The sequence below is a fragment of the Streptomyces sp. NPDC017529 genome, assembly GCF_044329785.1.
In the GTDB taxonomy this organism is placed as follows: domain Bacteria; phylum Actinomycetota; class Actinomycetes; order Streptomycetales; family Streptomycetaceae; genus Streptomyces.
Map to the genome: position 1 here is coordinate 193,576 of NZ_JBIRJY010000012.1, position 26,042 is coordinate 219,617.

Here is a 26,042-nt window from a genome sequence, read left to right on the forward strand (position 1 = left end):
CCGGGGCGCCGGGGCGGCGCGGCGGGGGCGGCTCCGGGGGGCCAGGAGGGTGGCGAGCACGGCGGCCAGGAGCGGGACCAGGAGCGCGGTCCGGTAGGCGCCGAGCAGGTCACCGCCGCCCGCGGCGGCCGTGGCATTTCCCGTCACCATAGGGCGATGACGCCGTACCGGCCGGTGGGCAAGGTGAATCACACCGGCGTTTGGAGAATTCTTGACCGAAAGGGGGAGGGGTCGGCGGGCCGGGTATGGCATGATTCGGTGGTGAGGGCGCCGGAACGCGCGGCGCCCGGGTTTGTGTCCGCGCGAGCAAGGAGGTGATCGGGATGAGTCCCGAAGGAAGTCCTTGCCGCAGCGTTGCAGTGTGCTGACTGCTGATTTCACCGTGAGCTGACACCGGCGTCCCGAAGGGGCCGGTGTACCGCCGCGCTGTGTGCCGATACCGCTGAGAACTGCCGGGCGTCTGCTGCCGGGAACCGCCGAGTGCGGCGATGACGGCGGCTGCCGGTGTGCACTGCCCCGGCCGTTTCCTCTCCGCGTTCCGCCTTTCCGTGCTCTTTTCCGTGCGTCGCGCACAACTCGCCGCGCGCGGAAATGTGTACGGCTGTGTCGTGACGCGTTTCGGCGTGCTTTCTTTTTCCCTTTCTCGTGATTCCACATCACGGATAAACGAAATTCTCTTGTTCCGGGGCCCCGCGCCACCGGGCCATGCCGTCATGCCCTCATGCCGGCATGACCCGGTGCCGGCGAGCCCTCGTACGGAGGGAGGCTCTGTCATGACCGATCTGCTCATCCCCGAGAAGCTCGCGCCGCCGGGCCGCCGCCGGGAGCGGAAGGCCGCCGAACTGGCGGCCCGTACCCGCGCCGTCGGCGAGAACCTGACCGCGGTCAGCGCGCGTCCGGCGTCCCGGGTCCTCCAGGACCTGCGCACCGGCCGCGACGGCCTGCTGCACGAGAACGCCGTGGCCCGCCTGGAGCGCTACGGGCCCAACGTCATCGCGCACGAGCGACCGCCGCGCTGGTACGTGCAGCTGGCCAAGGCGTTCTGGAACCCGTTCATCCTCGTGCTCACCGCCCTGGCGGCCGTCATGTACGCGCAGTGGCTCCAGGTCGCCGACGAGGAGCCCTTCGACCCGAAAATTCCGATCCTCGGCGCGATGGTGCTGATCAGCGCACTGCTGCGGTTCTGGCAGGAGTACCGCTCGGGCAGTTCCGCCGCCGCGCTGCGCGCCCTGGTCACCACGACCACCGCCGTCCAGCGCCGGGCCGGACGGGAGCAGGCGCCGGCCACCGTCGAGATCCCCGTGGCGGACGTCGTGCGCGGCGACATCGTCAAGCTGGCCGCCGGTGACCTCGTACCGGCCGACCTGCGGCTGCTGTCCGCCAAGGACCTCATGGTCGCCCAGGCCGCGCTGACCGGCGAGTCGCTGCCCGTCGCCAAGGCCGACACACGGGCTGTGGACGACGGCCGGCACGCGACCGCCGACCCGGTGGAGGCCGGCAATCTGGTGCTGGCAGGCACGTCCGTCACCTCCGGTACCGCGGCCGGTGTGGCCGTGGCCACCGGCGCGGACACCTACTTCGGTTCGATGGCCGGTTCGCTGGCGGGCGAGCGCCCGGAGACCAGCTTCGACGCCGGGGTGAAGAAGGTCAGCTTCCTGCTGATCCGCTTCATGCTGGTGATGGTGCCGCTGGTGTTCGCCGTCAACGGCCTCACAAAGGGCGACTGGGCCGAGGCGTTCACCTTCGGTGTGGCCGTCGCGGTGGGCCTGACGCCCGAGATGCTCCCGATGGTGGTCACCACCAACCTGGCGCGCGGCGCGGTCGCCATGGCGCAGCGCAAGGTCGTCGTCAAGCGTCTGAACGCCATCCAGAACCTCGGTGCGATGGACGTGCTGTGCACGGACAAGACCGGCACCCTCACCGAGGACCGCGTCGTCCTGGACCGCTATCTCGACGTACGCGGCCACGAGGACGGTGAGGTGCTGGAGTACGCCTACCTCAACAGCCACTTCCAGACGGGGCTGCGGAACCTCATGGACCAGGCCGTCGTCGACCGGATGCACGAGGCCGAGGAGGTGGTCGTCGACGCGCGGTTCACGCTGGTCGACGAGGTCCCCTTCGACTTCGCGCGGCGCCGGATGTCGGTGGTGCTGCGGCGCAACGACCTCGAAGGGCCGGCCGCGGAACACCTCCTCGTCACCAAGGGGGCCGGGGAGGAGGTCCTGGCGCTGTGCACCCACCTCGTCGACGGCGGGCAGCGCGTGGAGCTGACCGACGCGCTGCGCCGGCAGGTCGCCCTGACCGCCGAGAACCACAACCGGCAGGGACTGCGGGTCCTCGCGGTGGCGACCCGCACGCTGCCCGCCACCCGCGAGACGTACGGGGTCGGCGACGAGACCGGGCTGACCCTGCGGGGCTTCCTCGCCTTCCTCGACCCGCCGAAGCGGGACGCCGCCGAGGCGCTGCGGGCACTGACCGGCAGCGGCATCGCCGTCAAGGTCGTCACCGGCGACAACGAGCTGGTGGCGGCGCGGGTGTGCGACGAGGTCGGCATCGAGGTGGGCACCGTCGTCACCGGGCCGCACCTCGACCTCCTCGACGAGTCGGAGCTGACCGCGCTGGTCCGTACGACGACCGTGTTCGCCAAGATCAACCCCGTACAGAAGGCCCGGATCGTCCGTGCGCTCCAGGGCGCCGGGCACACCGTCGGCTTCCTCGGCGACGGCATCAACGACGCCGCGGCGCTGCGCGAGGCGGACGTCGGCGTCTCGGTGGACACCGCCGTCGACATCGCCAAGGAGTCCGCGGACGTCATCCTGCTGGAGAAGGACCTGACCGTCCTCGGACAGGGCGTCCTCCAGGGCCGCCGGACCTTCGGCAACACCATCAAGTACATCAAGATGACGGCCTCCTCGAACTTCGGGAACGTCTTCTCGGTACTGGCCGCCTCCGCCTTCCTGCCGTTCCAGCCGATGCTGGCCACCCAGCTGCTCGTACAGAACCTCTGCTACGACATCTCGCAGCTCGCCACGCCCTGGGACCGGATGGACGAGGAGTACGTGCGCAAGCCGCGGACCTGGGACGCCCGGGGGATCGGGCGCTTCATGCTGGTCCTGGGCCCGACCAGCTCGATCTTCGACATCACCACCTTCCTGCTGATGTGGCACGTCTTCGGGGCGGACAGCGAGGCGCACCAGGCGCTGTTCCAGTCCGGCTGGTTCGTCGAGGGGCTGCTGACGCAGACGCTCGTGGTGCACATGCTGCGCACCCGCAAGATCCCGTTCCTGCGGTCCCGGGCGACCTGGCCGGTGCTGCTGATGACCGGCCTGGTCATGGCGTTCGGCATCGCGCTGCCGTGCTCGCCGCTGGCCCCGGCCCTGGGCCTCACGGCGCTGCCGGTGAGCTACTTCCCGTGGCTGGCCGGGACGCTGCTGGCGTACTGCCTGCTGACCCAGGGCGTGAAGACCTGGTACATCCGCCGGTTCAACACCTGGCTGTGAACCGCCGATGGAGAGAGGGGGCCGCCCCGGGCGGCCCCCGCACCGGCGCATCGAGGAGGAGCGCGGATCATGGTGAACGAGTGGCAGCTGGCGGGCAACATCGCCGCCGGCCTGGGTTTCGGCGCGGTCATCGGCCTGGAGCGGCAGTGGCGCGCCCGGATGGCGGGACTGCGGACCAACGCGCTGGTCGCCGCCGGTGCCGCGCTCTTCGTCCTGCTCTCCCAGTACGGCTTCGCCGCCGCGACCAGTACCACCGGGTACGACGGTTCGCGGGTCGCCGCGCAGATCGTCTCCGGCATCGGCTTCCTCGGCGCCGGCGTCATCATGCGCGACGGACTGAGCGTGCGCGGCCTGAACACCGCGGCGACGCTGTGGTGCTCGGCCGCGGTCGGCGCCCTGGCGGGGACCGGGCTGTACGTGGTCGCGGCGCTGGGCACGGCCGGCGTGGTCGGCGCGAACCTGGTGCTGCGGCCGCTGGGCCGGCGCATGGACCGGGAGCCGGGCGGCGGCGCGGAGGTGGCGACCGACTACTACTTCGAGGCGGTGTGTGCCGAGCCAGAGGAGGCGCACATCCGGGCGCTGGTCGTCCAGGCCGTCAGCCGGCCGGGCTTCCGGCTGCGGGCGGTGCACAGCCGGGACGACGGGGCCGCTGGACGGGACGGCGAGGCGGCGCCGAAGGTCACCGTGGCCGCGGAGCTGACCACCGAGCGGCGCGACGACAGCCTGCTCGAAGAGGCCGTCAGCAGGCTGTCGCTGGAGCCCGCGGTGTCGGCCGTGAGCTGGACCGTCATGAACAACCCGGACGGCGCCGAGGAGGACTACGACGGCCCGCGGCCGGGCGCCGGACGCCGCCGGGGCGGGGGTGCCGGATAAACCGGATGACGGCGCGCGGGGCCCGGGTTAGCTTCCACGGGTGACGACAGACATCCGGGACCTCCCCGAAGCACAGGTCGACCGGGCGCTCGATCTCGCCTGTCTCGCCTTCCACGAAAAGACCGGCGACGCGGCCCGCAAGCGCCACCGCGAGACGCTGCTGGACTGCGACCGGGTGGGCGCGTACGACGGCGACGACCTCGTCGGGTTCACCGCGGCGCACCGGCTGCGCCTGTCCGTGCCGGGCGGCGAACTGCCGGCCGCCGGGCTGGACTTCGTGTCGGTGGCGCCCACCCACCGGCGGCGCGGCGCCCTGACCGGCATGATGGGCGGACTGTGGCGCCGCTGTGCCGCGGCGGGACAGCTGCTGGCCTGCCTGTGGGCCTCGGAGGACGCGATCTACGGCCGCTTCGGCTTCGGCACCGCCACCGAGGCGTACACCGTCGAAATCGACTCCACCCGGCCGCTGGACCTGCGCATCGCGCCGGACGGGCGCCCGCTGCGGCTGCTGGACCCGAAGGACGCGGTGCCCGTGATCGGGCCGCTGTACGAGGCGGGCCGGGCACGGCGCGGCGGCCGGCTCGCCCGCGACGAGGCGTGGTGGCGGCGCTCGGTGCTCGCCGACGACGAGGACGGCGACAGCGACGGCGGCCCTCCGTGCGTCGTCGTCCTCGGCGAGAAGGGGGCGCCGGCCGCCGGATACGCCGTCTACCAGGTAGCGGACAAGGGCACGGTGAACGTCCAGGAGATGGAGGCGGCCGACGCGTCGGCCGCCGCGGCCCTCTGGTCCTATCTCGCGTCCATCGACCTGACGCGCAAGGTGCGCGCCTGGGCGGTGCCCGCCGACGACCCGCTGCTGCTCTTCGCCGCCGACCGCGACCGGGTGCGGGTCACCGGCCAGTGGCCGGCGCTGTGGCTCCGGCTGGTGGACGTGGCCGCCGCCCTGACCGCCCGCTCGTGGGCCGCCCCGGCCGATGTCGTACTGGACGTACGCGACCGCGCGCTGCCCGCCAACGCGGGTCGCTTCCGGCTGGTGGCGGGACCGTCCGGCGCCGCGTACGAGCCCACCGGCGCCCCTGCCGACCTGGCGCTGGACGTCAGGGAACTGGCGGCCTGCTACCTCGGCGGCACCCGGCTGCGCAGACTGGTGCGGGCGGGCCTGGCCGAGGAGCGTACGCCGGGTGCGGCCCGGCTGCTGGACGCCGCGCTGGAGACGGAGTACCTGCCGTTCACCGGCGAGGACTACTGACGGGCGGCCCCGCGCCGCGCGAGTCCGGTTGCCGGAGGCGTGCCGCGGGGGCTGCCGGCGCGCCCCGCCGTGGCCGGAAGCGGCCGGGCCGTGCCGTGCCGCCGTTTGGGTGCGGTGCGGCCGGGCACCCGGCGCCGTGTTCAGAGACCCGATCGTGTGAAGGAGCGTTCGATGAGCGACATCTGGGGCTACCCGGCCACCGCCGGCCACACGGCGGGCACGGACCTCGTCGGGTTCAAGGTCGAGGCCACGGACGGCGGCATCGGCAAGGTCGACAAGCACTCCGACGAGGTGGGCGCCGCCTGGATCGTGGTCGACACCGGTGTCTGGATCTTCGGCAAGCAGGTGCTGCTGCCCGCCGGCGTCATCGCCTCGGTGGACACCGCCGAGCGCAAGATCTACGTCTCCCGTACCAAGGAAGAGATCAAGAACTCCCCGGAGTTCGACAAGGACAAGCACCTCGGCAACCCGGACTACCACCAGCAGCTCGGCTCGTACTACCAGCCGCACCACAAGTGACACCACGCCCGGCGGGCGGGGCCGCCCGGCCCCGCCCGCCGGCGCCGGTGCCCCGGCCCGCGCGCCGCTACGGCAGCGCCCCCGCCCGCCGCGCCGCCACCACGGCCTGCAGCCGCGAGTGCGCGCCCAGTTTGCGCATGGCGGACCGCAGGTAGCTCTTGACCGTCTCCGGGCGCAGTCCCAGCCGTTCCGCCGCCGACGCGTTCGTCGCGCCCGAGGCCACGCACGCCAGGACGTCCACCTCACGCGGCGACAGCACGGTCCCGCCCGCCGCGCTGCCCCCGGGAGCGGACGCCGCCGCCAGCCGCCCGCACGCCGCCAGCATCTCCTGGCGCAGCGCCGGGTCGGCGACCCGCTGGGCCAGCGCCCGCAGATCGCCGTGCGCCTCCCGGACCTCCTCCCACATCGCCGGGTCCGCGGCCGTCGGCTGCCGGGCGACCGACAGCAGCCGCTGCGCCTCGTCCTGGAGCAGCAGCGCCTGCTCCAGTTCGCGGGCGGCCTCCATCGCGGCCGACAGCGGGCGGTCGCCGATCCGCACCGGGTCGCGCAGCGCCCCGTACAGGACCCCGCGCACCCGCCGCCGTACCACCACCGGCACCGCCAGTACGGAGCACAGCCCCTCGGCGGCCACGGCCGCGTCGTACTCGTGGCTGATCACGGGGGAGGAGCGGTAGTCGGTCACCGCGAAGGGGCGGGTCAGCGCCGCGGCCTTGCCGCCGAGGCCGTTGCCGTGCCGGATGGCCAGCCCGTGCAGCGAGCCGGTTCTGGCGCCCGTCAGCTCGCTGATGCGGTAGCGGCCGGCGCCGGACCGCAGTCCCCCGAACGCCACGGGCAGGCCGCTGGCCCGCCGCAGCCGCAACAGCGCCGCCCGTACGTCCACGGACCCGCCGGACTCTGACTCGACCCGCACGTCGAAACCTCCGCTTCCCCCCGTTCGGGGGTGGTGAGACCTGCGTCACTGATTACACGATGGCGGTAGGCGGTGCGGCAATGAGGAGGACACATGGCGGACACGCACGAGACAGGTGCGACGGGTGGTACGGATGGTATGGGCGGGGTTGCGGGGGTTACGGAAGTGACGGGAGCGGCGGCGTCCTCGGACCCCACCGCGGAGTTCCGCGCCGCACGCGACTTCCTCCTGCGCCACCGCGAGGACTACGACAGCGCGCGCGAGGGCTTCGCCTGGCCGCGCCCCGAGCACTTCAACTGGGCGCTGGACTGGTTCGACCACATCGCCGAGGCCAACGGCCGCACCGCCCTGCACATCGTCGAGGAGGACGGCACCCACACCCGCCGCACCTTCGACGAGCTGCGTCGCCGCTCGAACCAGGCCGCCAACTGGCTGGCCGCGCAGGGCGTACGGGCCGGCGACCGGATCGTGGTCATGCTCGGCAACCAGGCCGAGCTGTGGGAGACCGCCCTCGCCGCCATGAAGCTGCGTGCCGTGGTCATCCCCGCCACCCCGCTGCTCGGCCCGCTCGACCTCGCCGACCGCGTCGGGCGCGGCCGGGCCCGGCACGTGCTCGTACGGGCCTCGGACACCGGCAAGTTCGCGGACGTGCCCGGCGACTACACCCGCATCGCGGTCGGCGGTGACGCCGGGACGGCCGCCGCGGGCTGGCTCGCCTACGAGGACGCGTACACCGCCTCCGAGACGTACGAGCCCACGGGCCCCACCCGGGCCGACGACCCCCTGATGCTCTACTTCACCTCCGGCACCACGGCCCGTCCCAAGCTGGTGGAACACACCCACACCTCCTACCCCGTCGGCCACTTGGCGACGATGTACTGGATCGGTCTGCAACCCGGCGACGTCCACCTCAACATCTCCTCACCCGGCTGGGCCAAGCACGCGTGGTCCAACCTCTTCGCCCCGTGGAACGCCGAGGCCACCGTCTTCATCCACAACTACACCCGCTTCGACGCGGCCCGGCTGATGGCGGAGATGGACCGGGCGGGCGTCACCAGCTTCTGCGCGCCGCCCACCGTGTGGCGGATGCTCATCCAGGCCGACCTGACGGCACTGAAGAACCCGCCGCGCGAGATCGTCGCCGCCGGCGAGCCGCTCAACCCGGAGATCATCGAACGGGTGCGGGAGGCGTGGGGCGTCACCATCAGGGACGGCTTCGGGCAGACCGAGACCGCCGTCCAGGTCGCCAACACCCCGGGCCAGCCCCTCAAGCCCGGCTCGATGGGCCGCCCCACCCCGGGCTTCGAGGTCGTCCTGCTGGACCCGGTGAGCGGCCGGCCCGCCGACGAGGGGGAGATCGCCCTCGACCTGTCGGCGCGCCCCGTGGGCCTGACCACCGGTTACCACGGCGACCCGGAGCGCACCGCGGAGGCGATGGCGGGCGGGTACTACCGCACCGGCGACATCGGCAGCCGCGACGGCGACGGCTACCTGACCTACGTCGGCCGCGCCGACGACGTCTTCAAGGCATCCGACTACAAGATCTCACCCTTCGAGCTGGAGAGCGCCCTGCTGGAGCACGCGGCGGTGGCCGAGGCCGCCGTGGTCCCGGCGCCCGACCCCGTCCGGCTGGCGGTTCCCAAGGCGTACGTGGTGCTGGCCGCCGGCTGGGAGCCTGGGCCGGAGACCGCCGCGGTGCTCTTCGCGCACTCCCGCGCGGTGCTCGCTCCGTACAAGCGCGTCAGGCGGCTGGAGTTCGCGGAGCTGCCCAAGACGGTGTCGGGCAAGATCCGTCGCGTGGAACTGCGTGAACGCACCGCCGCCGAGGGCGGCGGGGCCGCCGAGTACCGAGAGGAAGACCACCGATGACCGACATGAGCAGGCCGCCGGGCCACCCACCGGGACCCAGGGAGGACGCCGTGGAGAGCGAACGGCTGTCGTACGCGCGCGGAGCCACCGACGAGCCGCTGCTCGTCCGCACCATCGGCGCCGACCTGGAGCGCGCGATCCGGCTCTTCGGCGACCGCGAGGCACTGGTCGACGTGGCGGGCGGCCGCCGCTGGACGTACGCGGAGCTGGGCCGGGCGGTGGACGAGGTGGCCCTCGGGCTGCTCGCCAAGGGCGTGCGCAAGGGCGACCGGGTCGGCATCTGGGCGCCCAACTGCCCGGAATGGGTGCTGGTGCAGTACGCCACCGCCCGCGTCGGCGCCGTCATGGTCAACATCAATCCGGCCTACCGTGTGCACGAATTGGCGTATGTGCTCAAGCAGGCCGGCATGAGCGTCCTGGTCTCCGCCGTCGCCCACAGGTCCAGCGACTACCGGCGGATGATCGAGCAGGTGCGCGCCGAGAGCCGGGCCCTGCGCGATGTGATCTACATCGACGACCCCACCTGGGACGGCCTGCTGGCGGCCGGCGCCGGCGTGCCGTACGCGAAGCTCACCGACGCCGCGAAGGAGCTGTCGGCGCACGACCCGGTCAACATCCAGTACACCTCCGGGACCACCGGTTTCCCGAAGGGCGCCACCCTCTCCCACCACAACATCCTCAACAACGGCTTCTGGGTGGGCGAGACGGTCGGCTACACCGAACACGACCGGGTCTGCCTGCCGGTGCCCTTCTACCACTGCTTCGGCATGGTGATGGGCAACCTCGGCGCCACCTCGCACGGCGCCTGCATCGTCATCCCGGCCCCCGCCTTCGACGCCGCCGCCACCCTCCGGGCCGTCCAGGAGGAGCGCTGCACCTCCCTGTACGGCGTACCGACGATGTTCATCGCCGAGCTGGACCACCCGGACTTCGCCACCTACGACCTGACCTCCCTGCGCACCGGGATCATGGCGGGCTCGCCGTGCCCGGAGGAGGTGATGCGGCGGGTCGTCTCCGAGATGCACATGGCCGAGGTCTCCATCTGCTACGGCATGACCGAGACCTCGCCGGTCTCCACCCAGACGCGGCGCGACGACGACCTGGCGCACCGCACCGGCACGGTGGGCCGCGTACTGCCGCACATCGAGGTCAAGGTGGTGGACCCGGCGACCGGCGCGACGGTCCCGCGCGGCGAGCCGGGCGAGCTGTGCACCCGCGGCTACAGCGTGATGCTGGGCTACTGGGAGGAGCCGGAGCGCACGGACGAGGTCATCGACGCGGACCGGTGGATGCACACCGGCGACCTGGCGGTGATGAACGACGACGGCTACCTGCGGATCGTCGGCCGCATCAAGGACATGATCATCAGGGGCGGCGAGAACGTCTATCCGCGCGAGATCGAGGAGTTCCTCTACACCCACCCCAAGATCGCGGACGTACAGGTGGTCGGCGTCCCGGACACCAAGTACGGCGAGGAGATCGCCGCCTGCGTCATCCTGCGCGACCCCGCCGACGGGCTCACCCGCGACGAGCTGGCACGGTACTGCCGCTCGCGGCTGGCCCACTACAAGGTGCCGCGGTACGTGCACCTCCTCGACGCCTTCCCGATGACCGTCAGCGGCAAGGTCAGGAAGGTGGAGCTGCGGGAACGGCTGGCCGCGCAACTGGCGGCGGCGCAGCCGGAGCCACCGGCCGGTCCGGCCGTGGCTCCCGGGCGGGCCGGGCCCGTCGAAGCGGCCCAGACGTAGCGCTACGGCCGGGTCGCGCGCCGTGGGATCAGGCGCGGCCCGGCCAGTCCAGCACCAGCTGCTGCGCGCGCGGCAGCCGCGACACGACGAGATCGTACGAATCCTCGATCATGTCCAGGACGAGCCGGTCGTCCAGCGCTCCCGCCAACGAGACGGTGTTCCAGTGCCGCTTGTTGAGGTGGTAGCCCGGCACGATCTCCGGGTGCGCGGCGCGCAGCCGCTCCGCCAGGTCGGGGTCGCACTTCAGGCTCACGCTCAGCGGCTCGGCGTCCAGGCTGCTCAACGCGAAGATCTTCCCGCCGACCTTGAACGTGGCCACCTCACGGTTCCCGGGGAAGGGAAACTCCTCGGACGCCCCGTTGAAGTCCAGGCAGACGGCCCGCAGCCGCTTCGCATCGAACATACGGGCATTATCGCGCGCGAGCGCACTCCGGCTCTCACCCCGGCGCGGGCGGCAGCGGCACGGCGGTCAGCACGGCGGACACCACCACCACGGCCGCCAGCGCCACCACCTCGGCGCGGGCCGGCCCGGTGGCCGCACCCGGCACCGCCGTCTCCCGCCGCAACCGCCGGCGGGCGGCCAGCGCCAGCCCGGCCACGACCAGGACGAGCACCAGCTTGGCCACCAGCACACGCCCGTACGCCGTGCCGAACGTCTCCCCGAGCGGCAGCCGGCGCAGCGTGCTGCACACACCGGTCACCGCGATCGCGGCGAACAGCAGCGCCGCCGGCCGCGCGTACCGCACCAGCAACTCCCGCCGCGCCACCGCGTCGTGCCGCCACCGCCACCGGGTCCGCAGGACGTGCACCAGGCCACCCGCCCACAGCGCGGTCGCCGTCAGGTGCACGAGAGTGAGCGCGACGCCGACCTCCGGCGTGCCGGTCTCCGGATGGGCCCGCAGCGCCTCCCCGAACACGACGCCGGCCAGCGGAACAACGGCCAGGCCCGGCCGCCTTGAGGCGGCACACAGGGCGGCGAGCACGAACGCGTTCGCCTCCAGCAAGGCCAGCAGGCCGGGCCGGGTGCCGTACGCGGCGGTCAGCGCCGGCCCCGACACCCCGGCCACCGGCGACCCGCTCCCCGCCACCAGCAGCAACTGCCCCACCGCGGCCACCGCCCCGGGCCACGCCGCCCGCACGGCCCAGCCCCGCGGCAACCCCGCCGAAGCACCCCCCACCCGCCGCGCGAGCCGCGCCCCGGCCAACTCGCCCATATGCACACACAGCGCGGCGAGCAGCACCGCCCGCAGAAAAGCGGTGGCCCCGTCCCCGGGTAATCGGATCTCGGCCGACTCGTCGACCGCCGGCCCGGTGCCGAGCAGCGGTACGAGAGCCGCGGCGCAGACGGCTGCGGACACGGCGCACACCCGGCGGGCGGACCACCGGCGTGCGGGCGCGGCGTCCGCACCGGACGTCTCGTCGTCGGCGCCCGACACGGCGGCGCCGGGGGCGGGTCGGGAAGGCGGTTGAGGTGGATTCATCCGGTGATGGTCCCCGGCGGCCGAAGACCGGGCAAGCGGGGCGCCCTCACCGGTCACACAACCAGGCCACCGTCCCGCCGCATGCACACCCGCTCCCACCGGTCCAGCCCCAGTTCCCTCTCCCGGTGGCGGATCTCCCGCAGGCCCGGGGTGAGTTCGCCGTCCGGCAGGACACGGAAGCCGAGCCGGGCGTAGTACGGGGCGTTCCACGGGACGCCGGCGAAGGTGGTGAGGGTCAGCGACGGCAGGCCGCTGTCCTGCCACGCCTGCTCGATCAGGGTGCGGCCGAGGCCGCGGCGTGCGGCGGCCGGGTGGACCGAGACCTGCTCGATGTGGGCGCAGCCGTCGACCGGTTCCCAGAGCAGGTACGCGAGCGGCGGGCCGCCCGGCGTCCGGTCGCAGGCGACCAGGGCGCGGCCCGCCCGCCGGTACCGGGCCAGTTCCGTCAGCGTCGGCGGTTCGTCGTCCGCGATCGCGTCCATGCCCAGAGCGCGGAAGGCCTCCCCGGCCGCGCGCTCGACGGCGCGCAGCGCGGGGAGGTCGGCGGAGGTGGCCGCGCGGACGGCAGGGTGGTGGTCAGGTGCGTTCATGTGAGCACCGTCGCAGGTCGCGCCGCGCGCGGCAGCCGGTTTTCGGGGCCGGTCGGTGCGGCGTTCAGTGCTTGAGGAGGCGGTCCGCCGAGCGGGCGGCGAAGAACAGGAGGCCGGTCGTGAGGAGAGCCGCCATGACGGTCACGAGGAGCGCGGACCGGCCGCCGGGGCCGTGGGCGAGCGGTGGGTCGAGTACGAGGGCCAGGCCGGTGACGGAGATCAGCGGGCCGGCCGCGTACCACGCGGCGAACAGGAACGGCCCAGGGCCGCCCATCGGAGTGGCGCCGCCGAGGAACAGCAGGTCCGTGCGCGCCGGTCCGCGGCACGCGCCGAACACCGCGGCCGCCGCGAACGGCACCGCGCACAGCGGCATCAGCAGCAGCGCCCACACCGCGCCGGCCAGCGCGTACGGCACCGCCGCGAGCAGGCCCAGCAGCGCCCCGAGCACCGCGGGGACGATCGCGTGGTGCAGCATCAGCGTCCGCAGCCGGAACGGCGACCAGGCCGCCCGCCGTACGTTGTCCGTCTCCAGGCGCGCCGGTTCGGCGAGGGCGCCGACCGCGGCGTACCCGCACAGCAGCCCCACGACCAGGCCGGTCACGCGCTGTTCGGCGACCGGCCCGGCGCCGAGCCCCGCCGCCGCGGCGGCCGCGGCCGTCCAGGCGCACGCCCGCCCCAGCCGGCCGGGCGCGCGCAGCAGCGTCAGCAGGTCGCGCCAGACCACGGCCAGGTACCGGTGCGGTGGGGGCGGCAGCCGGAGCCGCCGCCCCGGTTCGTCGCCGCCGGCCTCCAGGAGCGCCAGCTTCGCGGCCCGCAGCTCCAGCGCGAGCACGCCGGACGTGACGGCCGAGGTCGTCGCCGCACGGCTGCGCAACTGGGCATTGGGTACGTGCGCGGCGTCCCGGTGCGCGTACAGGACGGCCGCCGCGGTGACGGCGAGGAGGAGGGCGACGGCGGCGGGCCAACCCGGCGCCTGCCCGCCGCTCACCGCCACGACCGACTGCGCCGCCCAGCCCCACGGCCCGGACCACAGTTCGACCGCTTCCAGGGGCGCCCAGCGGCGGCCGGTGCCGGCCAGCGCGGCCTGGCCGGCGGACAGGGCCAGCAGGAGGGCGGCGGGCGCGGTCAGCCGCCGTACGTGCCGGGTCAGCCGCGGCCTGCGCTCCACCGCCATGCCCAGCGAGACGGCCAGCAGCGGCAGGCAGAGCGCGGCAGGGAGCGCCGCCAGAAGCGCGCCGCCGAACGACGCCAGGCCGGTCACCCGGAAGACGACGGCGACAACCGCGGCCACCAGCACGCCCGCGCCGGCGGCCGTCCCGGCGGAGAGCCGGAAGCCGGGCCGCAGCACCGCGCCGCGCCGTACGGGCTGTGCGAGCAGCCAGCCGACGGACGGCCCGGACACCACGACGGGCCCGCGCCACAGCGCGTCGCGGGCGGCGAGCACGGCCAGCCCGAGCGTGACGGTGACGAAGACGGCCGGAAGGGAGCGCTGGAGGTCGGCGCCGAGGCTGCCGTGGTCGGCCCCCAGCTTCAGCTGCCGCAGGAAGCGGTAGGCGTAGCCGCTTCCGTAGCCGACGGCCGCCAGTACGACGCAGTAGGCGAGAACGGCCTGGTCCCGGCGGCGCCGGCGCTGGTGGGCGCGGCGCTTGGCGCGCAGCCAGCGCAGTGTCTCGGCGGTGCGGTCGTCGTCCTCCTCGCACCACGGGGACTCGTCGTGGCGGTGGCCGGCCGCCTCGTCCGCGGCCTCGTCCGGGGCCCTGCCCCCGGCTTCGGCGTCCGTGTCCGTATCCGTATCCGTATCCGTACTCCGCATGCTCATGACCGCACGCCCAGTTCCCGCAGCACCGCCGCCGGGCTGCCCCGGCCGACGACCCGGCCGTCCTCCAGCGCGATCATGCGGTCCGCGACCGCCTCGGCCAGCTCCGCCTGGTGGGTGGCGAGCAGGACCGCCACCCCGTCCGCCTTCTCCGCGACCAAAAGGCCGGCGAGGCGGGCCCGCGCGTCGGGGTCGAGCCGCTGCTCGGGCTCGTCGAGTACCAGCAGGTCGCGCGGCCTGACCAGAGCGGCGGCCAGCAGCAGTGACTGCAACTGGCCGGAGGAGAGCGAACCCGGCAGCGCGTGGGCGTGGTCGGACAGCCGGCGGTCGGCGAGCACCTGGTCGATCCAGGCCTGGGCGTCGTCCACGGCGTGGGCGACCGTGACCAGTTCGAGGTGTTCGCGGACGGTGAGGTCCGGGTAGCAGGCGAGGCTGTCGCCGACCACCGCGACCCGCGCCCGTACCTGGGGGTCGTCCTCGGCGACCGTACGGCCGGCGAACAGGGCGCGGCCGCCGGTCGGCGCGTCCCGGCCGCACGCGATGCGCAGCAGCGTGGACTTGCCGGACCCGTTGTGGCCGAACAGGGCGGTGCAGCTGCCCGCGGCCAGGTCGAGGTCGATCGGGTGCAGTGCCTGCCGGTCGCCGTAGCGACGGCTGACGCCGCGCAGTTGCAGCAGCGCGTCCGCGCTGGTTCTCGCCGCCATCGGGCCTCTCCGTACGCAAAGGTGGGTTCGCCCGACCCTAACGAGCGCCGCCCCCCGTTGCGCGTGGCGCCCCTACCACCGGGCGGCGCCGTCCCTGATCAGGGCGTCGGCCGGATCGTTGACCGGCTGCGGGGTGCCGGTGAGGTCCATGACGAACAGCGGGATGTGCAGTTCGTCGGCGCGGGCGCGGGCGTCGCGGGAGTAGCCGGCCAGGGAGAAGCAGACCGCGATGGCGGAGTCGTTGAGGCCGTTGAGCCACAGGCACTCGATCTCGCGCAGCCTGGTCGCCCGGGTCGTCGGGTCGACCTGGGCCACCACGTTGCCGCCGCGCAGGTCCACGCCGGACGCGGTGCGCTCCTGCACCCGCGCGACGTCGGTGAAGCCCAGCCACTTCAGGTACTGGGCGGCGGCGGTGACACAGTCGCGCGCCGTACGGATGGTGACGGGACGGAAGGCGGGCCGCAGCACCGGCGGCGATCCGGCGGGCGGGGTCGCCGCGTGGCTGCCGGGGGCCGGCGGGTTCGGGGGCGGCGGGTTCGGTACGGGGACGACGGGGACCCGTACCACCGTGCCGCACACGCAGCCCGACTCCGGCGCCGGCCACTCGTCCAGCCGGCCGCAGGAGTCGCAGCGCACCTCGACCCAGGAGCTCTGCCACGTGCGGTGCAGGATCTCCACGGGCACGCCGCCGCGCAGCACCGGCAGGGTCAGCGGGGCACCGCACGCGCACGGGAAGGTGGGCGGGGTGAAGGCGTTCTCACGGCGGCACGTAGGGCAGCGCACCGGCACGCTGTCGGCCATGGTCGGCTCCTGGCGGGTAGGTCGGCAGACGCGTTCGGCGTGTGCTGCCGTCCATCTTCCCTCCGGCGACCGGTGTTGGTGGGAGGTTCACGGTGAGAGGCCGTAATTACCCGCGGTATATGCGTACCGGCCCGGCCCCGGGGCACCGGGGCCGGGGGTGTGGTGCCGCCCGGCGGCACGGGAGACGGGCGCGACATGACGTTCGCACCGCCGGGCGGGTATGGGGGGAGGGCGGGGAGCAGGCGGGCGGGGGCTCCGCGCCGGCCGGCCACCCCTCAGCGGACCGGCCGGCACGGAAGCGCGGGGCCGGACCTCCCGTCAGGCCCCGCGCGGACCGGGGGTCAGTCCTCGCGCAGCTCGTGGACCTTCGCCTCGACGCGCTTGCCGTACTCCGGGTCGGCCGCGTGGAAGTGGGCGAGGTTCTTTTCGACGACGTCGTCGCGCGAGACCTGCGAGAGGCCGCCGGCGATGTTCGCCACCAGACGGTTCTTCTCGTCCTCCGACATCAGCCGGTACAGCTCGCCGGCCTGGAAGAAGTCGTCGTCCTTGGCGTGCGCCGGGGCCGCGTGGGTGCCGGTGTGGCCGGTGAGCGCGAGCGGCGCGGACAGCGGCTGGTCCGACTGGGCCGGGCCGTCGTAGGAGTTGGGCTCGTAGTTCTTGGCGTGCCGGTGGTAGGCGTTGGACGCCATCAGGCCGTCCCGGCCGTAGTTGTCCGCCACCGTCGCCTTGGGCGCGTTGACCGGCAGCCGGGTGTGGTTGACGCCCAGGCGGTAGCGGTGCGCGTCGGCGTAGGCGAACAGCCGGCCCTGGAGCATCTTGTCCGGGGACGGGCCGATGCCGGGCACGAAGTTGTTGGGCGAGAACGCGGACTGCTCGACCTCGGCGAAGACGTTGTCGGGGTTGCGGTCCAGCACGAGGCGGCCGACCCGCTGGAGCGGGTAGTCGGCGTGCGGCCACACCTTGGTCAGGTCGAACGGGTTGAAGCGGTAGCCCGCCGCCTCGGCCGCCGGCATGACCTGCACGTACAGCGTCCAGGACGGGTACACGCCGCGTTCGATGGACTGCAGCAGGTCGGTCTGGTGGCTGTTGGGGTCCTTGCCGGACAGCTCGGCACCCTGCTCGGCGTCCAGGCAGCGGATGCCCTGGTTGGTCTTGAAGTGGTACTTGACGAAGAAGGCCTCGCCGGCGGCGTTCGTCCACTGGTACGTGTGCGAGCCGTAGCCGTTCATGTGCCGGTACGAGGCCGGGATGCCGCGGTCACCCATCAGCCAGGTGATCTGGTGGGTGGCCTCGGGTGAGTGGGCCCAGAAGTCCCAGACGTTGTCCGGCTCCTGCTTGCCCGTGAAGGGGTCGCGCTTCTGGGAGTGGATGAAGTCGGGGAACTTCAGCGGGTCCTTGATGAAGAAGACCGGGGTGTTGTTGCCGACGAGGTCGTAATTGCCCTCCTCGGTGTAGAACTTGACCGCGAAGCCGCGCGGGTCGCGGGCGGCGTCCGGGCCGCCGAGGTTGTCGGCCACGGTCGAGAAGCGGATGAACAGGTCGGTGCGCCTGCCGACCGCGCTCAGGAAGTCGGCGCGGGTGACCCCGGAGACGTCGTCGGTCACTTCGAAGTAGCCGTACGCGCCCGAACCGCGGGCGTGCACGACACGCTCCGGGATGCGCTCGCGGTTGAAGCGGGCCAGCTTCTCCAGGAGGTGCTGGTCCTGGAGGAGCAGCGGGCCACCGACGCCGGCGGTGGCGGAGTTCTGGTTGTCGGCGATCGGGGCGCCGGCTTCCGTGGTGAGTCGGCGCGTCGTCGTGGGCTTCGGCATGGTGACCTTCCGTACGAGAGCGCGGAAGTCGGCTTCCGCATGTTGGAGCGTATGGAGCGCCCCAACCATCGTCAACACTTTGTTGAAAACTTGCCGGGCGGTGCACGGGAGCTGCTCACGAACGGAGTTCGGGCACGCTCGCGGGGTTCCCGGCGGCGGCGCCTGGGCGCGACAGGACAGGTGTCGGCGCCGCCGCCGGGAAGTCTTGGAGAGGCCGCGGGCCCCGGGCGCGGGCCGCCGCCATGTGCAGCGCGCCCAGGTCGTGACTTCCCATCAGGTGCCGTGCGTCGCCACCCTGTTCACACGTCTCGTACCACGGCAAGGACGTGGCGCCGAGGGTACTGAAGACCTGTACGGCCACGCTGTCAGGCGGTGGTGTGGCCGGAGAGGCGTTCGACGCCGCGCAGGAGGGCGGAGTGGTCCAGGCCGCCGTCGCCTTGGGCGCGCAGGGCGGCGACCAGACCGGCGACGACGGTGCCGGTGGGCAGGGCTGCGCCGACGGCGCGGGCGGCGTCGGTGACGATGCCCATGTCCTTGTGGTGCAGGTCGATGCGGAAGCCCGGGGCGAAGTCGCGGGTCAGGAAGTTGTCCTTCTTGCGGGTCAGGACGGTCGAGCCGGCCAGGCCGCCGTTCAGGACGTCCAGGGCGGCGCCGAGGTCGACGCCGGACTTCTCCAGGAAGACGACGGCTTCGGCGCAGGCCTGGATGTTGACGGCGACGATGAGCTGGTTGGCGGCCTTGACGGTCTGGCCGGCGCCGTGCGGGCCGCAGCGCACGATGGTCTTGCCCAGCGCCTCGAACAGCGGCCGCGCGGTGTCGAAGTCCTCCTGCCGGCCGCCGACCATGATGGACAGGACCGCTTCGACGGCGCCGGCCTCGCCGCCGGAGACCGGGGCGTCCAGGACCCGGATGCCGTGCTCGGCGGCGGCGCCGGCCAGGTCGACGGAGGTCTGGGGGGTGATGGAGGACATGTCGATGAGCAGGGCGCCGCGGCGGGCGTTTTCCAGGATGCCGTCGGGCCCGTAGGCGATGGCCTCGACCTGCGGGGAGGCGGGGACCATGGTGATGATGACGTCGGCGTCGCGCACCGCCTCGGCGATCGAGGCGGCCGGGGTGCCGCCGGCGGCGGCCAGGCGCTCCAGCTTGTCCGGTTCCAGGGTGTGGCCGGTGACCTGGTAGCCGGCCTTGAGCAGGTTCTCGGCCATGGGCGCGCCCATGATGCCCAGCCCGATCCACGCGATCTTGGGAAGTGTGCTCATTGCGGGTGCCTTTCGGGGTCGGGTCAGTGAGCGGCGCGCAGCGGGCGCGGCAGCCAGGCGAAGGCGCCGGCGCTGGGGCCGTCGCCGGGCTTGTACTCCAGGCCGGTCCAGCCGTCGTAGCCGTTCTTGCGCAGGCGGTCGAGGAGGTCTTCGAGGGGGAGGGCGCCGGTGCCGGGGGCGCCGCGGCCGGGGTTGTCGGCGATCTGGACGTGCCCGGTCTTGCCGGTGTAGCGGTCGATGACCTCGTGCAAATCCTCGCCGTTCATGGCCAGGTGGTAGATGTCCATCAGGAAGCGGGCGTTGTCCAGGCCGGTGGCGGCGTTGACCGCGTCGACGACCTCGATGGCCTTGGGGGCCGAGACGATCGGGCAGTGCGGTGACTCGGGGGCGTTGAGTGCCTCGATCAGCAGGGTGGCGCCGACGCGGTGCGCGGCGCGCGCGGCCAGCGTCAGGTTCTCCAGCGCCAGGGCGTCCTGGACGGCTGCCTCCACCCCCTCGACGCGGTTGCCGTACAGGGCGTTGAGCGCGGTGCAGCCCAGCGACTGCGCGAAGTCCGCGGCCACGTCCACGTTCGCGCGAAAGCGCTCGGACTCCCGGCCCGGGACGGACAGGGCGCCGCGGTCGGGGCCGGGCAGCCGGCCGGCGTAGAAGTTCAGGCCGACCAGCCGGGTGCCCGCGGCGCGCAGCGCGTCACGCAGCGCCTCCAGCTCCCGCTGTTCGGGCACCGGCGCGTCCACCCACGGCCACCACAGCTCCACCGCGTCGAAGCCCGCAGCGGCGGCGGCCGCCGGCCGCTCCAGCAGCGGCAGCTCGGTGAACAGGATCGACAGGTTGACGTTGAAACGCGCGTCCGAGAAACCCATGAGGGAGAGCGCACCTTCCGTATTGCGGAACTATCTTTCTGCTTGTTGGAACATTGCCCGCGAATCTCGTGGCCTGTCAAGAGGCCGGGACGGAGGGCGGTCCGGCGGCGCTACTTTGGGGGCATGGTGCGATTGCGAGTGGAATTCACGACGGAACCGTTCGATCTGGACGAAGCGCCCGCCCACGCGGTCGTGGGGCGCGAGATCGTCACGGGCGCCGGGCTGGACGCCGTGGATGTCGGCCCGTTCGGCAACACCGCCGAGGGCGAGGGGGAGAAGGTGCTCGCCGCGGTGGACGCGCTGCTGCGCAGGTCCCTGGAGGCCGGTGCCACCCGGGTCTCCCTCCAGGTCAACGTGATCGCACGGGACGGGGAGGACGCCACGTGACCGAGCCCGCCGACCACCCGTTCGTCCAGGCGGTCAAGCCGCTGGTGGACGCCATGGGCGCGGAGATAGTCGCGCCGGAGCAGGCGCGGGGTGACGATGTGGTCCTGGCCTGGGAGGGGCAGGACCGGGTGGCCGTACGGCTGCCGCACCTGTCGGACTCCCTGGACCACCTCCTCGCCGAACTCCGCCGCCGGCACGGCATGCCGCTCTCCGACCTGGACCGCAGGACCAAGCAGTCGGTGGTGCGGATACTGGAGCAGCGCGGCGCCTTTTCCGTGCGGCACGGGGTCGAGACGGTCGCCGGCGCGCTCGGCGTCAGCCGTTTCACCGTTTACAACTACCTGAACAGGGACAACGCGGCGAAGGGTGCCGACTGACCCAGAAGTGCCGCCTGTTGGGCACTTGCGCACGTGCCGCCGTCCGGGCGAACCGGACGGCGGCTTTCTTGTCGCCGACTTTTCAACAAAGTGTTGACGTGATGTTGCCGGAGGTCTTAGCTGTTTCCAGCCAAGCAGAGCCCGTTCAGCACCAGGCCACGGAGGCTTCCCGTGTCTTCGAATCCGACGCCGGGTCTCACCCGGTTCAACGCCGCCGCTGTCAGTGAGGCCCGTGCCGCACTGCGCGAGGCGTGCGCCAGCGAAGCGTGGGGGAGCAGGCTCCTCGCCCGGCGCCCGTACGCCACCACCGACGCCCTGTTCGCCGCCAGCGACGCCGCCACGGCCGAGCTGACCGCGGCGGACCTGGCCGAGGCGATGGCCGGGCACCCGCCCATCGGCCGCCCCGCGCCGGGCGACGCGACCTCCTCCCGGGAACAGCGGGGGATGTCCGAGGCCGGGGACGACCTCAAGGCGGAGATGCTCGAACTGAACCTCGCCTACCAGGAGAAATTCGGGCATGTCTTCCTGATCTGCGCCACCGGCCGGACCGGTGAGCAGCTGCGCGACGCCGCCCGTAACCGGCTCGACAACACGCCGGAACAAGAACGCGAGATCGTCCGCAGGGAACTGGGCATGATCAACCGCATCCGGCTGGGCCGCCTCGTCGACGACGCGGCGGATCCGGCAGACGCCGCGGAAGGAGCCAGACCATGAGCAGCGAGACGGCTGCGCACGAGACGTCGGTGTCCACGCACATCCTGGACACCAGCGTGGGCCGCCCCGCGGAGGGCATCCCCCTCACGCTCTCGGTACGCCCCGGACGCGACGGGGACTGGAGCGCCCACGGCGCCTCCAAGACCGACGCGGACGGGCGCTGCAAGGACCTGCCGGCGCTGCCGGAGGGCACCACCCACGTACGCCTGGTCTTCGGGACCGAGGCGTACCTCGCCAGCAAGGCCGACCAGCAAGCCGAGGAACAGCAGGACGCCCCCCGCGTAAGGGACAGCGGAGCTTTCTTCCCGGAGGTGGCGATCACCTTTGCCGTCACACCGGGTGAGCACTACCACGTACCGCTGCTGCTCAACCCGTTCGGCTACTCCGTATACCGAGGGAGCTAGCACCGACATGCCCACGATTCTCGGCCAGAACCAGTACGGCAAGGCGGAAAACCGCGTCGTCAGGATCACCCGGGACGGCGACACCCACCACATCAAGGACCTGAACGTCTCGGTCGCGCTCTCCGGCGATCTCGAAGAGGTCCACCTCTCCGGCTCCAACGCCCACTGCCTGCCCACCGACACGACCAAGAACACCGTGTACGCCTTCGCCAAGGAACACGGCATCGAGTCGGCCGAGCAGTTCGGCATCCACCTGGCCCGGCACTTCGTCACCAGCCAGGAGCCGATCCACCGGGCCAGGATCCGCATCGAGGAGTACTCCTGGGAGCGCATCGAGACCTCCGCGGCCAACGCGAAGTTCATCGGCGCCGACGAGGTCAGGCACTCCTTCGTCCGCAAGGGCCAGGAGACCCGGCTGACGCAGGTCACCTACGACGGTGAGCGGTGGCAGGTCGTCTCGGGCCTGAAGGACCTGGTCGTGATGAATTCCACCAACTCCGAGTTCTGGGGCTACATCAAGGACAAGTACACGACGCTCAAGGAGGCGTACGACCGCATCCTGGCCACCGAGGTGTCCGGCCGCTGGCGGTTCAACTGGACCGACGACGACCAGCGCATGCCCAACTGGGAGCGCTCGTACGCCCAGGTCAAGAAGCACCTGCTGGACGCCTTCGCGGAGACCTACAGCCTCTCGCTCCAGCAGACCCTGTACCAGATGGGCTCGCGGATCATCAACAACCGCGCGGAGATCGACGAGGTGCGGTTCTCGCTGCCGAACAAGCACCACTTCCTCGTGGACCTGGAGCCCTTCGGCCTGAAGAACGATACCGCCGAGGGGGCCGTCTACTACGCGGCGGACCGCCCGTACGGCCTGATAGAAGCCACTGTCCTGCGCGACGGTGTCGAAGCCGAGATCCCGACGGATCTGACCAACCTCTGACGGCTCCCGACGCAGCGCCGTGCCTCGCGGCCCCCTCCCCGTCCCGCAGCGGGGAGGGGCCCGCGAATCCTGAGGGGAACGACCCATGGCACAGCCACCGCACGTTGAGAAACACCCCGTCCCGCCGGTCCACCCGGTGGACGAGAAGCCGGCCCCCAAGCGGCTCGTCCCCGCCGCCCTCCAGCACATCGCCGCCATGTACGCCGGGGTCGTCACCCCTCCGCTCATCATCGGCCAGGCCACCGGCCTGGACACCGCGGGCCGCACCCGGCTGATCGCCGCCAGCCTCCTGATCGCCGGGCTCGCGACCCTCCTGCAGACCCTGGGTGCCGGGAAGTTCGCCGGCAACCGGCTGCCGTTCGTCAACGCCGCCTCCTCGGCCGGCATCACCCCGATGCTCGCCATCGCCGAGACCACCGCCAAGGGCCACCAACTGCCCGCCATCTACGGCGCGGTGATGGTCGCCGGCGCCTTCTGCCTGGCCGTCGGACCGTTCTTCGGCAGGCTGCTGCGCTACTTCCCGCCGCTGGTCACCGGGGTCGTCATCACGCTCATCGGCGTCACCCTGATGCCCGTACCGGTCGGCTGGGCGCAGGGCGGCGACAAGGAATCCGCCGACTTCGGGTCCATGAGGTACCTGGCGCTGGCCGCCTTCACGCTCGTGGTCATCCTGCTGATCCAGCGCTTCACCCGCGGCTTCGTCAAGCAGATCGCCCTGCTGCTGGGCCTCGTCGCCGGTACCCTCGCCGCGGTCCCGTTCGGCATGGCGAGCTTCGACGCGCTGCGCGAGGCCCCCGTCGTCGCGCTGCCCACCCCCTTCGCCTTCGGCGCGCCGGAGTTCCAGCCCGCCGCCGTGCTGTCCCTGTGCATCGTCATGCTGGTCCTGATGACCGAGTCGGCGGCCGGCATGCTCGCCCTCGGCGAGATCTGCGAACGGCGTACGACGGGGCGGACCATCACCCGCGGCCTGCGCACGGACGGCCTCGCCACGCTCCTCGGGCCCGTCTTCGGCGGCTTCCCCACCAGCGCCTTCGCGCAGAACGTCGGCGTCGTCTCGCTGACCCGGGTACGCAGCCGCTACGTCGTCGCCGTCGCGGGCGCCACCCTGCTCGTCCTCGGCGCCTTCCCGGTCCTGGGCGCGGTGGTCAACCTCGTGCCGATGCCCGTCCTCGGCGGCGCCGGCATCGTCCTGTTCGGCTCGATCGCGGTCAGCGGCATCCGTACGCTCTCCGAGGCCGGGCTCGACGACAGCTCCAACATCATCCTGGTGGCCGTATCGCTGGGCGCGGGCATCATCCCGCTCGCCGCCCCGACGTTCTACGAGGACTTCCCCGCCTGGGCACAGACCGTGCTCGGCTCCGGCATCAGCGCCGGGGCGCTCGTCGCGGTCCTGCTCAACCTGTTCTTCCACCATCTCGGCACCCGGAGCACCAAAGGGACGGCGGTACTGTCGGCCGCCGCACCCGGCTCCGGCACTCAAATCCCGTAGGGCCCTGCCGTGCCCTCCCCCGAGCTTCTGCGGAGCAGGGGGACCCCCATGCCACAACCTCGGAGGAAGCACCATGGCAGCCCCTGACCGCACGGTGAAGCAGCGCATAATCATCGAGAACTGCGCCATCGCGACCGTCGACGCCCACGACACCGAGTACGCCTCGGGCCACGTCGTCGTCGCCGGCAACCTCATCGAATCGGTGGGCGCGGGCAAGGCACCCGAAGGCCTGGAGAACGTCGTCCGCCGTATCGACGGCACGGGCCACCTCCTCACCCCCGGCCTGGTCAACACCCACCACCACTTCTACCAGTGGATCACCCGCGGCCTGGCCACCGACCACAACCTCTTCGACTGGCTGGTGGCCCTCTACCCGACCTGGGCCCGCATCGACGCGCCGATGCTCGCCGCCGCCACCCAGGGCTCGCTGGCCATGATGGTCAAGGGCGGTGTCACCACCGCCGCCGACCACCACTACGTCTTCCCGCGGGGCTCCGGCGACCTGGTCGGCGCCGAACTGGCCGCCGTCCGGGAGATCGGCGCCAGGATCACCCTGGCCCGCGGCTCGATGGACCGCAGCCAGAAGGACGGAGGGCTGCCGCCGGACTTCGCCGTGGAGACCACCGAGGGCGCGCTGAAGGCCACGGAGGAGGCCATCGACACCCACCACGACGCCTCCTTCGGCTCCATGGTGCACATCGCCGTGGCGCCCTGCTCCCCGTTCTCGATCTCCACCGAACTCCTGCGGCAGGGCGCCGAACTGGCCCGCGACAAGGGCGTGCGGATGCACACCCACGGCTCGGAGACGGTCGAGGAGGAGAAGTTCTGCCACGAGCTCTTCGGCATGGGCCCGACCGACTACTTCGAGACCACCGGCTGGCTCGGCGAGGACGTGTGGATGGCGCACTGCGTCCACATGAACGACTCCGACATCGCCGCCTTCGCCCGGACGAAGACCGGCGTGGCGCACTGCCCCTCCTCCAACGCGCGGCTCGCCGCCGGCATCGCCCGCGTCCCGGACATGCTCGCGGCGGGCGTGCCGGTCGGCCTCGGCGTGGACGGCACCGCCTCCAACGAGAGCGGCGAACTCCACACCGAACTGCGCAACGCGCTGCTGATCAACCGGCTCGGCGCGCACCGGGAAGCCGCCCTCGACGCCCGCAAGGCACTGCGCCTGGGCACCTACGGCGGCGCCCAGGTGCTGGGCCGTACCGCCGAGATCGGCTCAGTGGAGGCCGGCAAGCTGGCCGACCTGGTGCTGTGGAAGCTGGACGGCCTGGCCCACTCCACCATCGCCGACCCGGTCACCGCGCTGGTCTTCGGGGCCGCCGCGCCGGTCACCCTCTCCCTGGTCAACGGTGAGCCGGTGGTCGAAGACGGCCGGCTGGCCAACGTCGACGAGGAGACCGTCGCCCGTACGGCCCGGGCCGAGGCCCAGCGCCTGGCACGCATCGCCGCCGAGGGCTGACCCCCGCCCGGCGCTGCCCGAGAACTCCGGCCGGGGGGACGGCCCCGGCCGGGCTTGTGGTTCCGAGCGGGACCCACAAGCGCCGTAACCCGGGGGCACGGAGGCCACTTCGTGCCCCCGGGCCGGCAAACCCGCTGCATGCGCGAGTACGTGACGAACCGTCATGCCACCTGACGCGCCACAAGCGCGGACCGCTGCCCCACCGCACCGACGCACGACCTCCGTGACAGCATCGCGCCGCCCTTCCCGGGCGGCGCAGAAATCGAAGGA

23 protein-coding genes are annotated in these 26,042 nt (G+C 72.6%); 13 read left to right on the top strand and 10 right to left on the bottom strand.

Annotation, left to right across the window (positions count from 1 at the left end; translation table 11 throughout):
- Window positions 1–773: 773 nt before the first annotated feature.
- The 4 genes from mgtA to ACH4K4_RS27540 all read left to right on the top strand — a co-directional run bounded on the left by mgtA (window position 774) and on the right by ACH4K4_RS27540 (window position 6,141).
- On the top strand, window positions 774–3,500 hold the full coding sequence (mgtA, locus tag ACH4K4_RS27525) for a magnesium-translocating P-type ATPase (protein WP_398170915.1): 2,727 nt from the start codon (window positions 774–776) through the stop codon (window positions 3,498–3,500).
- A gap of 69 nt (window positions 3,501–3,569) precedes the next feature.
- On the top strand, window positions 3,570–4,373 hold the full coding sequence (locus tag ACH4K4_RS27530; protein WP_398170917.1) for an MgtC/SapB family protein: 804 nt from the start codon (window positions 3,570–3,572) through the stop codon (window positions 4,371–4,373).
- A gap of 40 nt (window positions 4,374–4,413) precedes the next feature.
- Complete coding sequence (locus tag ACH4K4_RS27535; protein ID WP_398170919.1) at window positions 4,414–5,622, top strand: GNAT family N-acetyltransferase; 1,209 nt, start codon at window positions 4,414–4,416, stop codon at window positions 5,620–5,622.
- A 171-nt stretch (window positions 5,623–5,793) separates the two neighbouring features.
- Window positions 5,794–6,141: a PRC-barrel domain-containing protein gene (locus ACH4K4_RS27540; protein ID WP_398170920.1), complete on the top strand. Its 348-nt coding sequence runs from the start codon at window positions 5,794–5,796 to the stop codon at window positions 6,139–6,141.
- A gap of 67 nt (window positions 6,142–6,208) precedes the next feature.
- On the opposite strand, the gene ACH4K4_RS27545 is transcribed toward ACH4K4_RS27540, so the two are convergent.
- The gene (locus tag ACH4K4_RS27545; RefSeq protein WP_398170922.1) at window positions 6,209–7,051 is read right to left on the bottom strand and encodes a LuxR C-terminal-related transcriptional regulator; all 843 of its coding nucleotides are present in this window, start codon (window positions 7,049–7,051) and stop codon (window positions 6,209–6,211) included.
- 138 nt (window positions 7,052–7,189) lie between these two features.
- On the opposite strand from ACH4K4_RS27545, the gene ACH4K4_RS27550 reads away from it, so the two are divergent.
- Both ACH4K4_RS27550 and ACH4K4_RS27555 read left to right on the top strand, forming a co-directional pair.
- A complete protein-coding gene (locus ACH4K4_RS27550; RefSeq protein WP_398171055.1) occupies window positions 7,190–8,920 on the top strand; it encodes an AMP-binding protein in 1,731 nt (576 codons plus the stop codon).
- A 5-nt stretch (window positions 8,921–8,925) separates the two neighbouring features.
- Entirely contained in the window at window positions 8,926–10,668 is a 1,743-nt protein-coding gene (locus ACH4K4_RS27555) for an AMP-binding protein (RefSeq protein WP_398171057.1), read from the top strand.
- 28 nt (window positions 10,669–10,696) lie between these two features.
- Here the strand turns inward: ACH4K4_RS27555 and ACH4K4_RS27560 are convergent, their stop codons facing one another.
- The 9 genes from ACH4K4_RS27560 to ACH4K4_RS27600 form a co-directional block, all read right to left on the bottom strand.
- Window positions 10,697–11,071 carry an MmcQ/YjbR family DNA-binding protein gene (locus tag ACH4K4_RS27560; protein WP_398170923.1) on the bottom strand — a complete coding sequence of 125 codons (375 nt, stop codon included), beginning with the start codon at window positions 11,069–11,071 and terminating at the stop codon, window positions 10,697–10,699.
- A 34-nt stretch (window positions 11,072–11,105) separates the two neighbouring features.
- Window positions 11,106–12,149 (bottom strand): CopD family protein, encoded by a 1,044-nt coding sequence (locus ACH4K4_RS27565; protein WP_398170925.1) that lies wholly within the window; start codon window positions 12,147–12,149, stop codon window positions 11,106–11,108.
- A gap of 53 nt (window positions 12,150–12,202) precedes the next feature.
- Window positions 12,203–12,739 carry a GNAT family N-acetyltransferase gene (locus ACH4K4_RS27570; protein WP_398170926.1) on the bottom strand — a complete coding sequence of 179 codons (537 nt, stop codon included), beginning with the start codon at window positions 12,737–12,739 and terminating at the stop codon, window positions 12,203–12,205.
- Between the two features lie 64 nt (window positions 12,740–12,803).
- Window positions 12,804–14,558, bottom strand: a complete 1,755-nt coding sequence (locus ACH4K4_RS27575) for a DUF6297 family protein (protein ID WP_398170928.1) — start codon at window positions 14,556–14,558, stop codon at window positions 12,804–12,806.
- Window positions 14,555–15,259 carry an ABC transporter ATP-binding protein gene (locus tag ACH4K4_RS27580; protein ID WP_398170930.1) on the bottom strand — a complete coding sequence of 235 codons (705 nt, stop codon included), beginning with the start codon at window positions 15,257–15,259 and terminating at the stop codon, window positions 14,555–14,557. The genes ACH4K4_RS27575 and ACH4K4_RS27580 overlap by 4 nt, the downstream gene beginning before the upstream one ends.
- 72 nt (window positions 15,260–15,331) lie before the next feature.
- The gene (locus tag ACH4K4_RS27585; RefSeq protein WP_398170932.1) at window positions 15,332–16,060 is read right to left on the bottom strand and encodes a hypothetical protein; all 729 of its coding nucleotides are present in this window, start codon (window positions 16,058–16,060) and stop codon (window positions 15,332–15,334) included.
- Window positions 16,061–16,401: 341 nt separating this feature from the next.
- Window positions 16,402–17,871, bottom strand: a complete 1,470-nt coding sequence (locus tag ACH4K4_RS27590) for a catalase (protein ID WP_398170933.1) — start codon at window positions 17,869–17,871, stop codon at window positions 16,402–16,404.
- 365 nt (window positions 17,872–18,236) lie between these two features.
- The gene (locus ACH4K4_RS27595; protein WP_398170935.1) at window positions 18,237–19,130 is read right to left on the bottom strand and encodes a 2-hydroxy-3-oxopropionate reductase; all 894 of its coding nucleotides are present in this window, start codon (window positions 19,128–19,130) and stop codon (window positions 18,237–18,239) included.
- Between the two features lie 23 nt (window positions 19,131–19,153).
- Window positions 19,154–19,993 (bottom strand): TIM barrel protein, encoded by an 840-nt coding sequence (locus ACH4K4_RS27600; RefSeq protein WP_398170937.1) that lies wholly within the window; start codon window positions 19,991–19,993, stop codon window positions 19,154–19,156.
- Between the two features lie 126 nt (window positions 19,994–20,119).
- Between ACH4K4_RS27600 and ACH4K4_RS27605 the strand changes: the two genes are divergently transcribed.
- The 7 genes from ACH4K4_RS27605 (at window position 20,120) to ACH4K4_RS27635 (ending at window position 25,772) form a co-directional block, all read left to right on the top strand.
- A complete protein-coding gene (locus ACH4K4_RS27605; protein WP_398171058.1) occupies window positions 20,120–20,380 on the top strand; it encodes a hypothetical protein in 261 nt (86 codons plus the stop codon).
- Window positions 20,377–20,757 (top strand): helix-turn-helix domain-containing protein, encoded by a 381-nt coding sequence (locus tag ACH4K4_RS27610; protein ID WP_398170939.1) that lies wholly within the window; start codon window positions 20,377–20,379, stop codon window positions 20,755–20,757. Before ACH4K4_RS27605 ends, ACH4K4_RS27610 begins: the two co-directional genes overlap by 4 nt.
- Before the next feature lie 171 nt (window positions 20,758–20,928).
- On the top strand, window positions 20,929–21,471 hold the full coding sequence (uraD, locus tag ACH4K4_RS27615) for a 2-oxo-4-hydroxy-4-carboxy-5-ureidoimidazoline decarboxylase (RefSeq protein ID WP_398170941.1): 543 nt from the start codon (window positions 20,929–20,931) through the stop codon (window positions 21,469–21,471).
- Window positions 21,468–21,875 (top strand): hydroxyisourate hydrolase, encoded by a 408-nt coding sequence (uraH, locus tag ACH4K4_RS27620; protein ID WP_398170943.1) that lies wholly within the window; start codon window positions 21,468–21,470, stop codon window positions 21,873–21,875. Before uraD ends, uraH begins: the two co-directional genes overlap by 4 nt.
- Window positions 21,876–21,882: 7 nt before the next feature.
- Window positions 21,883–22,815: a factor-independent urate hydroxylase gene (gene pucL, locus ACH4K4_RS27625; RefSeq protein WP_398170945.1), complete on the top strand. Its 933-nt coding sequence runs from the start codon at window positions 21,883–21,885 to the stop codon at window positions 22,813–22,815.
- An 85-nt stretch (window positions 22,816–22,900) separates the two neighbouring features.
- On the top strand, window positions 22,901–24,304 hold the full coding sequence (locus ACH4K4_RS27630) for a nucleobase:cation symporter-2 family protein (RefSeq protein WP_398170947.1): 1,404 nt from the start codon (window positions 22,901–22,903) through the stop codon (window positions 24,302–24,304).
- Window positions 24,305–24,377: 73 nt separating this feature from the next.
- Window positions 24,378–25,772, top strand: coding sequence for an 8-oxoguanine deaminase (locus ACH4K4_RS27635; protein ID WP_398170949.1), 1,395 nt, complete (start codon window positions 24,378–24,380; stop codon window positions 25,770–25,772).
- Window positions 25,773–26,042 lie beyond the last annotated feature (270 nt).

Coding starts and splice junctions, on each gene's coding strand:
- ACH4K4_RS27560 (WP_398170923.1), bottom strand. CDS start 11,071: ATGTTCGATGCGAAGCGGCTGCGGGCCGTCTGCCTGGACTTCAACGGG.
- uraH (WP_398170943.1), top strand. CDS start 21,468: ATGAGCAGCGAGACGGCTGCGCACGAGACGTCGGTGTCCACGCACATC.
- ACH4K4_RS27565 (WP_398170925.1), bottom strand. CDS start 12,149: ATGAATCCACCTCAACCGCCTTCCCGACCCGCCCCCGGCGCCGCCGTG.
- ACH4K4_RS27540 (WP_398170920.1), top strand. CDS start 5,794: ATGAGCGACATCTGGGGCTACCCGGCCACCGCCGGCCACACGGCGGGC.
- pucL (WP_398170945.1), top strand. CDS start 21,883: ATGCCCACGATTCTCGGCCAGAACCAGTACGGCAAGGCGGAAAACCGC.
- ACH4K4_RS27630 (WP_398170947.1), top strand. CDS start 22,901: ATGGCACAGCCACCGCACGTTGAGAAACACCCCGTCCCGCCGGTCCAC.
- ACH4K4_RS27595 (WP_398170935.1), bottom strand. CDS start 19,130: ATGAGCACACTTCCCAAGATCGCGTGGATCGGGCTGGGCATCATGGGC.
- ACH4K4_RS27580 (WP_398170930.1), bottom strand. CDS start 15,259: ATGGCGGCGAGAACCAGCGCGGACGCGCTGCTGCAACTGCGCGGCGTC.
- ACH4K4_RS27600 (WP_398170937.1), bottom strand. CDS start 19,993: ATGGGTTTCTCGGACGCGCGTTTCAACGTCAACCTGTCGATCCTGTTC.
- ACH4K4_RS27530 (WP_398170917.1), top strand. CDS start 3,570: ATGGTGAACGAGTGGCAGCTGGCGGGCAACATCGCCGCCGGCCTGGGT.
- ACH4K4_RS27570 (WP_398170926.1), bottom strand. CDS start 12,739: ATGAACGCACCTGACCACCACCCTGCCGTCCGCGCGGCCACCTCCGCC.
- ACH4K4_RS27550 (WP_398171055.1), top strand. CDS start 7,190: ATGGGCGGGGTTGCGGGGGTTACGGAAGTGACGGGAGCGGCGGCGTCC.
- ACH4K4_RS27635 (WP_398170949.1), top strand. CDS start 24,378: ATGGCAGCCCCTGACCGCACGGTGAAGCAGCGCATAATCATCGAGAAC.
- ACH4K4_RS27575 (WP_398170928.1), bottom strand. CDS start 14,558: ATGAGCATGCGGAGTACGGATACGGATACGGATACGGACACGGACGCC.
- ACH4K4_RS27585 (WP_398170932.1), bottom strand. CDS start 16,060: ATGGCCGACAGCGTGCCGGTGCGCTGCCCTACGTGCCGCCGTGAGAAC.
- mgtA (WP_398170915.1), top strand. CDS start 774: ATGACCGATCTGCTCATCCCCGAGAAGCTCGCGCCGCCGGGCCGCCGC.
- ACH4K4_RS27590 (WP_398170933.1), bottom strand. CDS start 17,871: ATGCCGAAGCCCACGACGACGCGCCGACTCACCACGGAAGCCGGCGCC.
- ACH4K4_RS27555 (WP_398171057.1), top strand. CDS start 8,926: ATGAGCAGGCCGCCGGGCCACCCACCGGGACCCAGGGAGGACGCCGTG.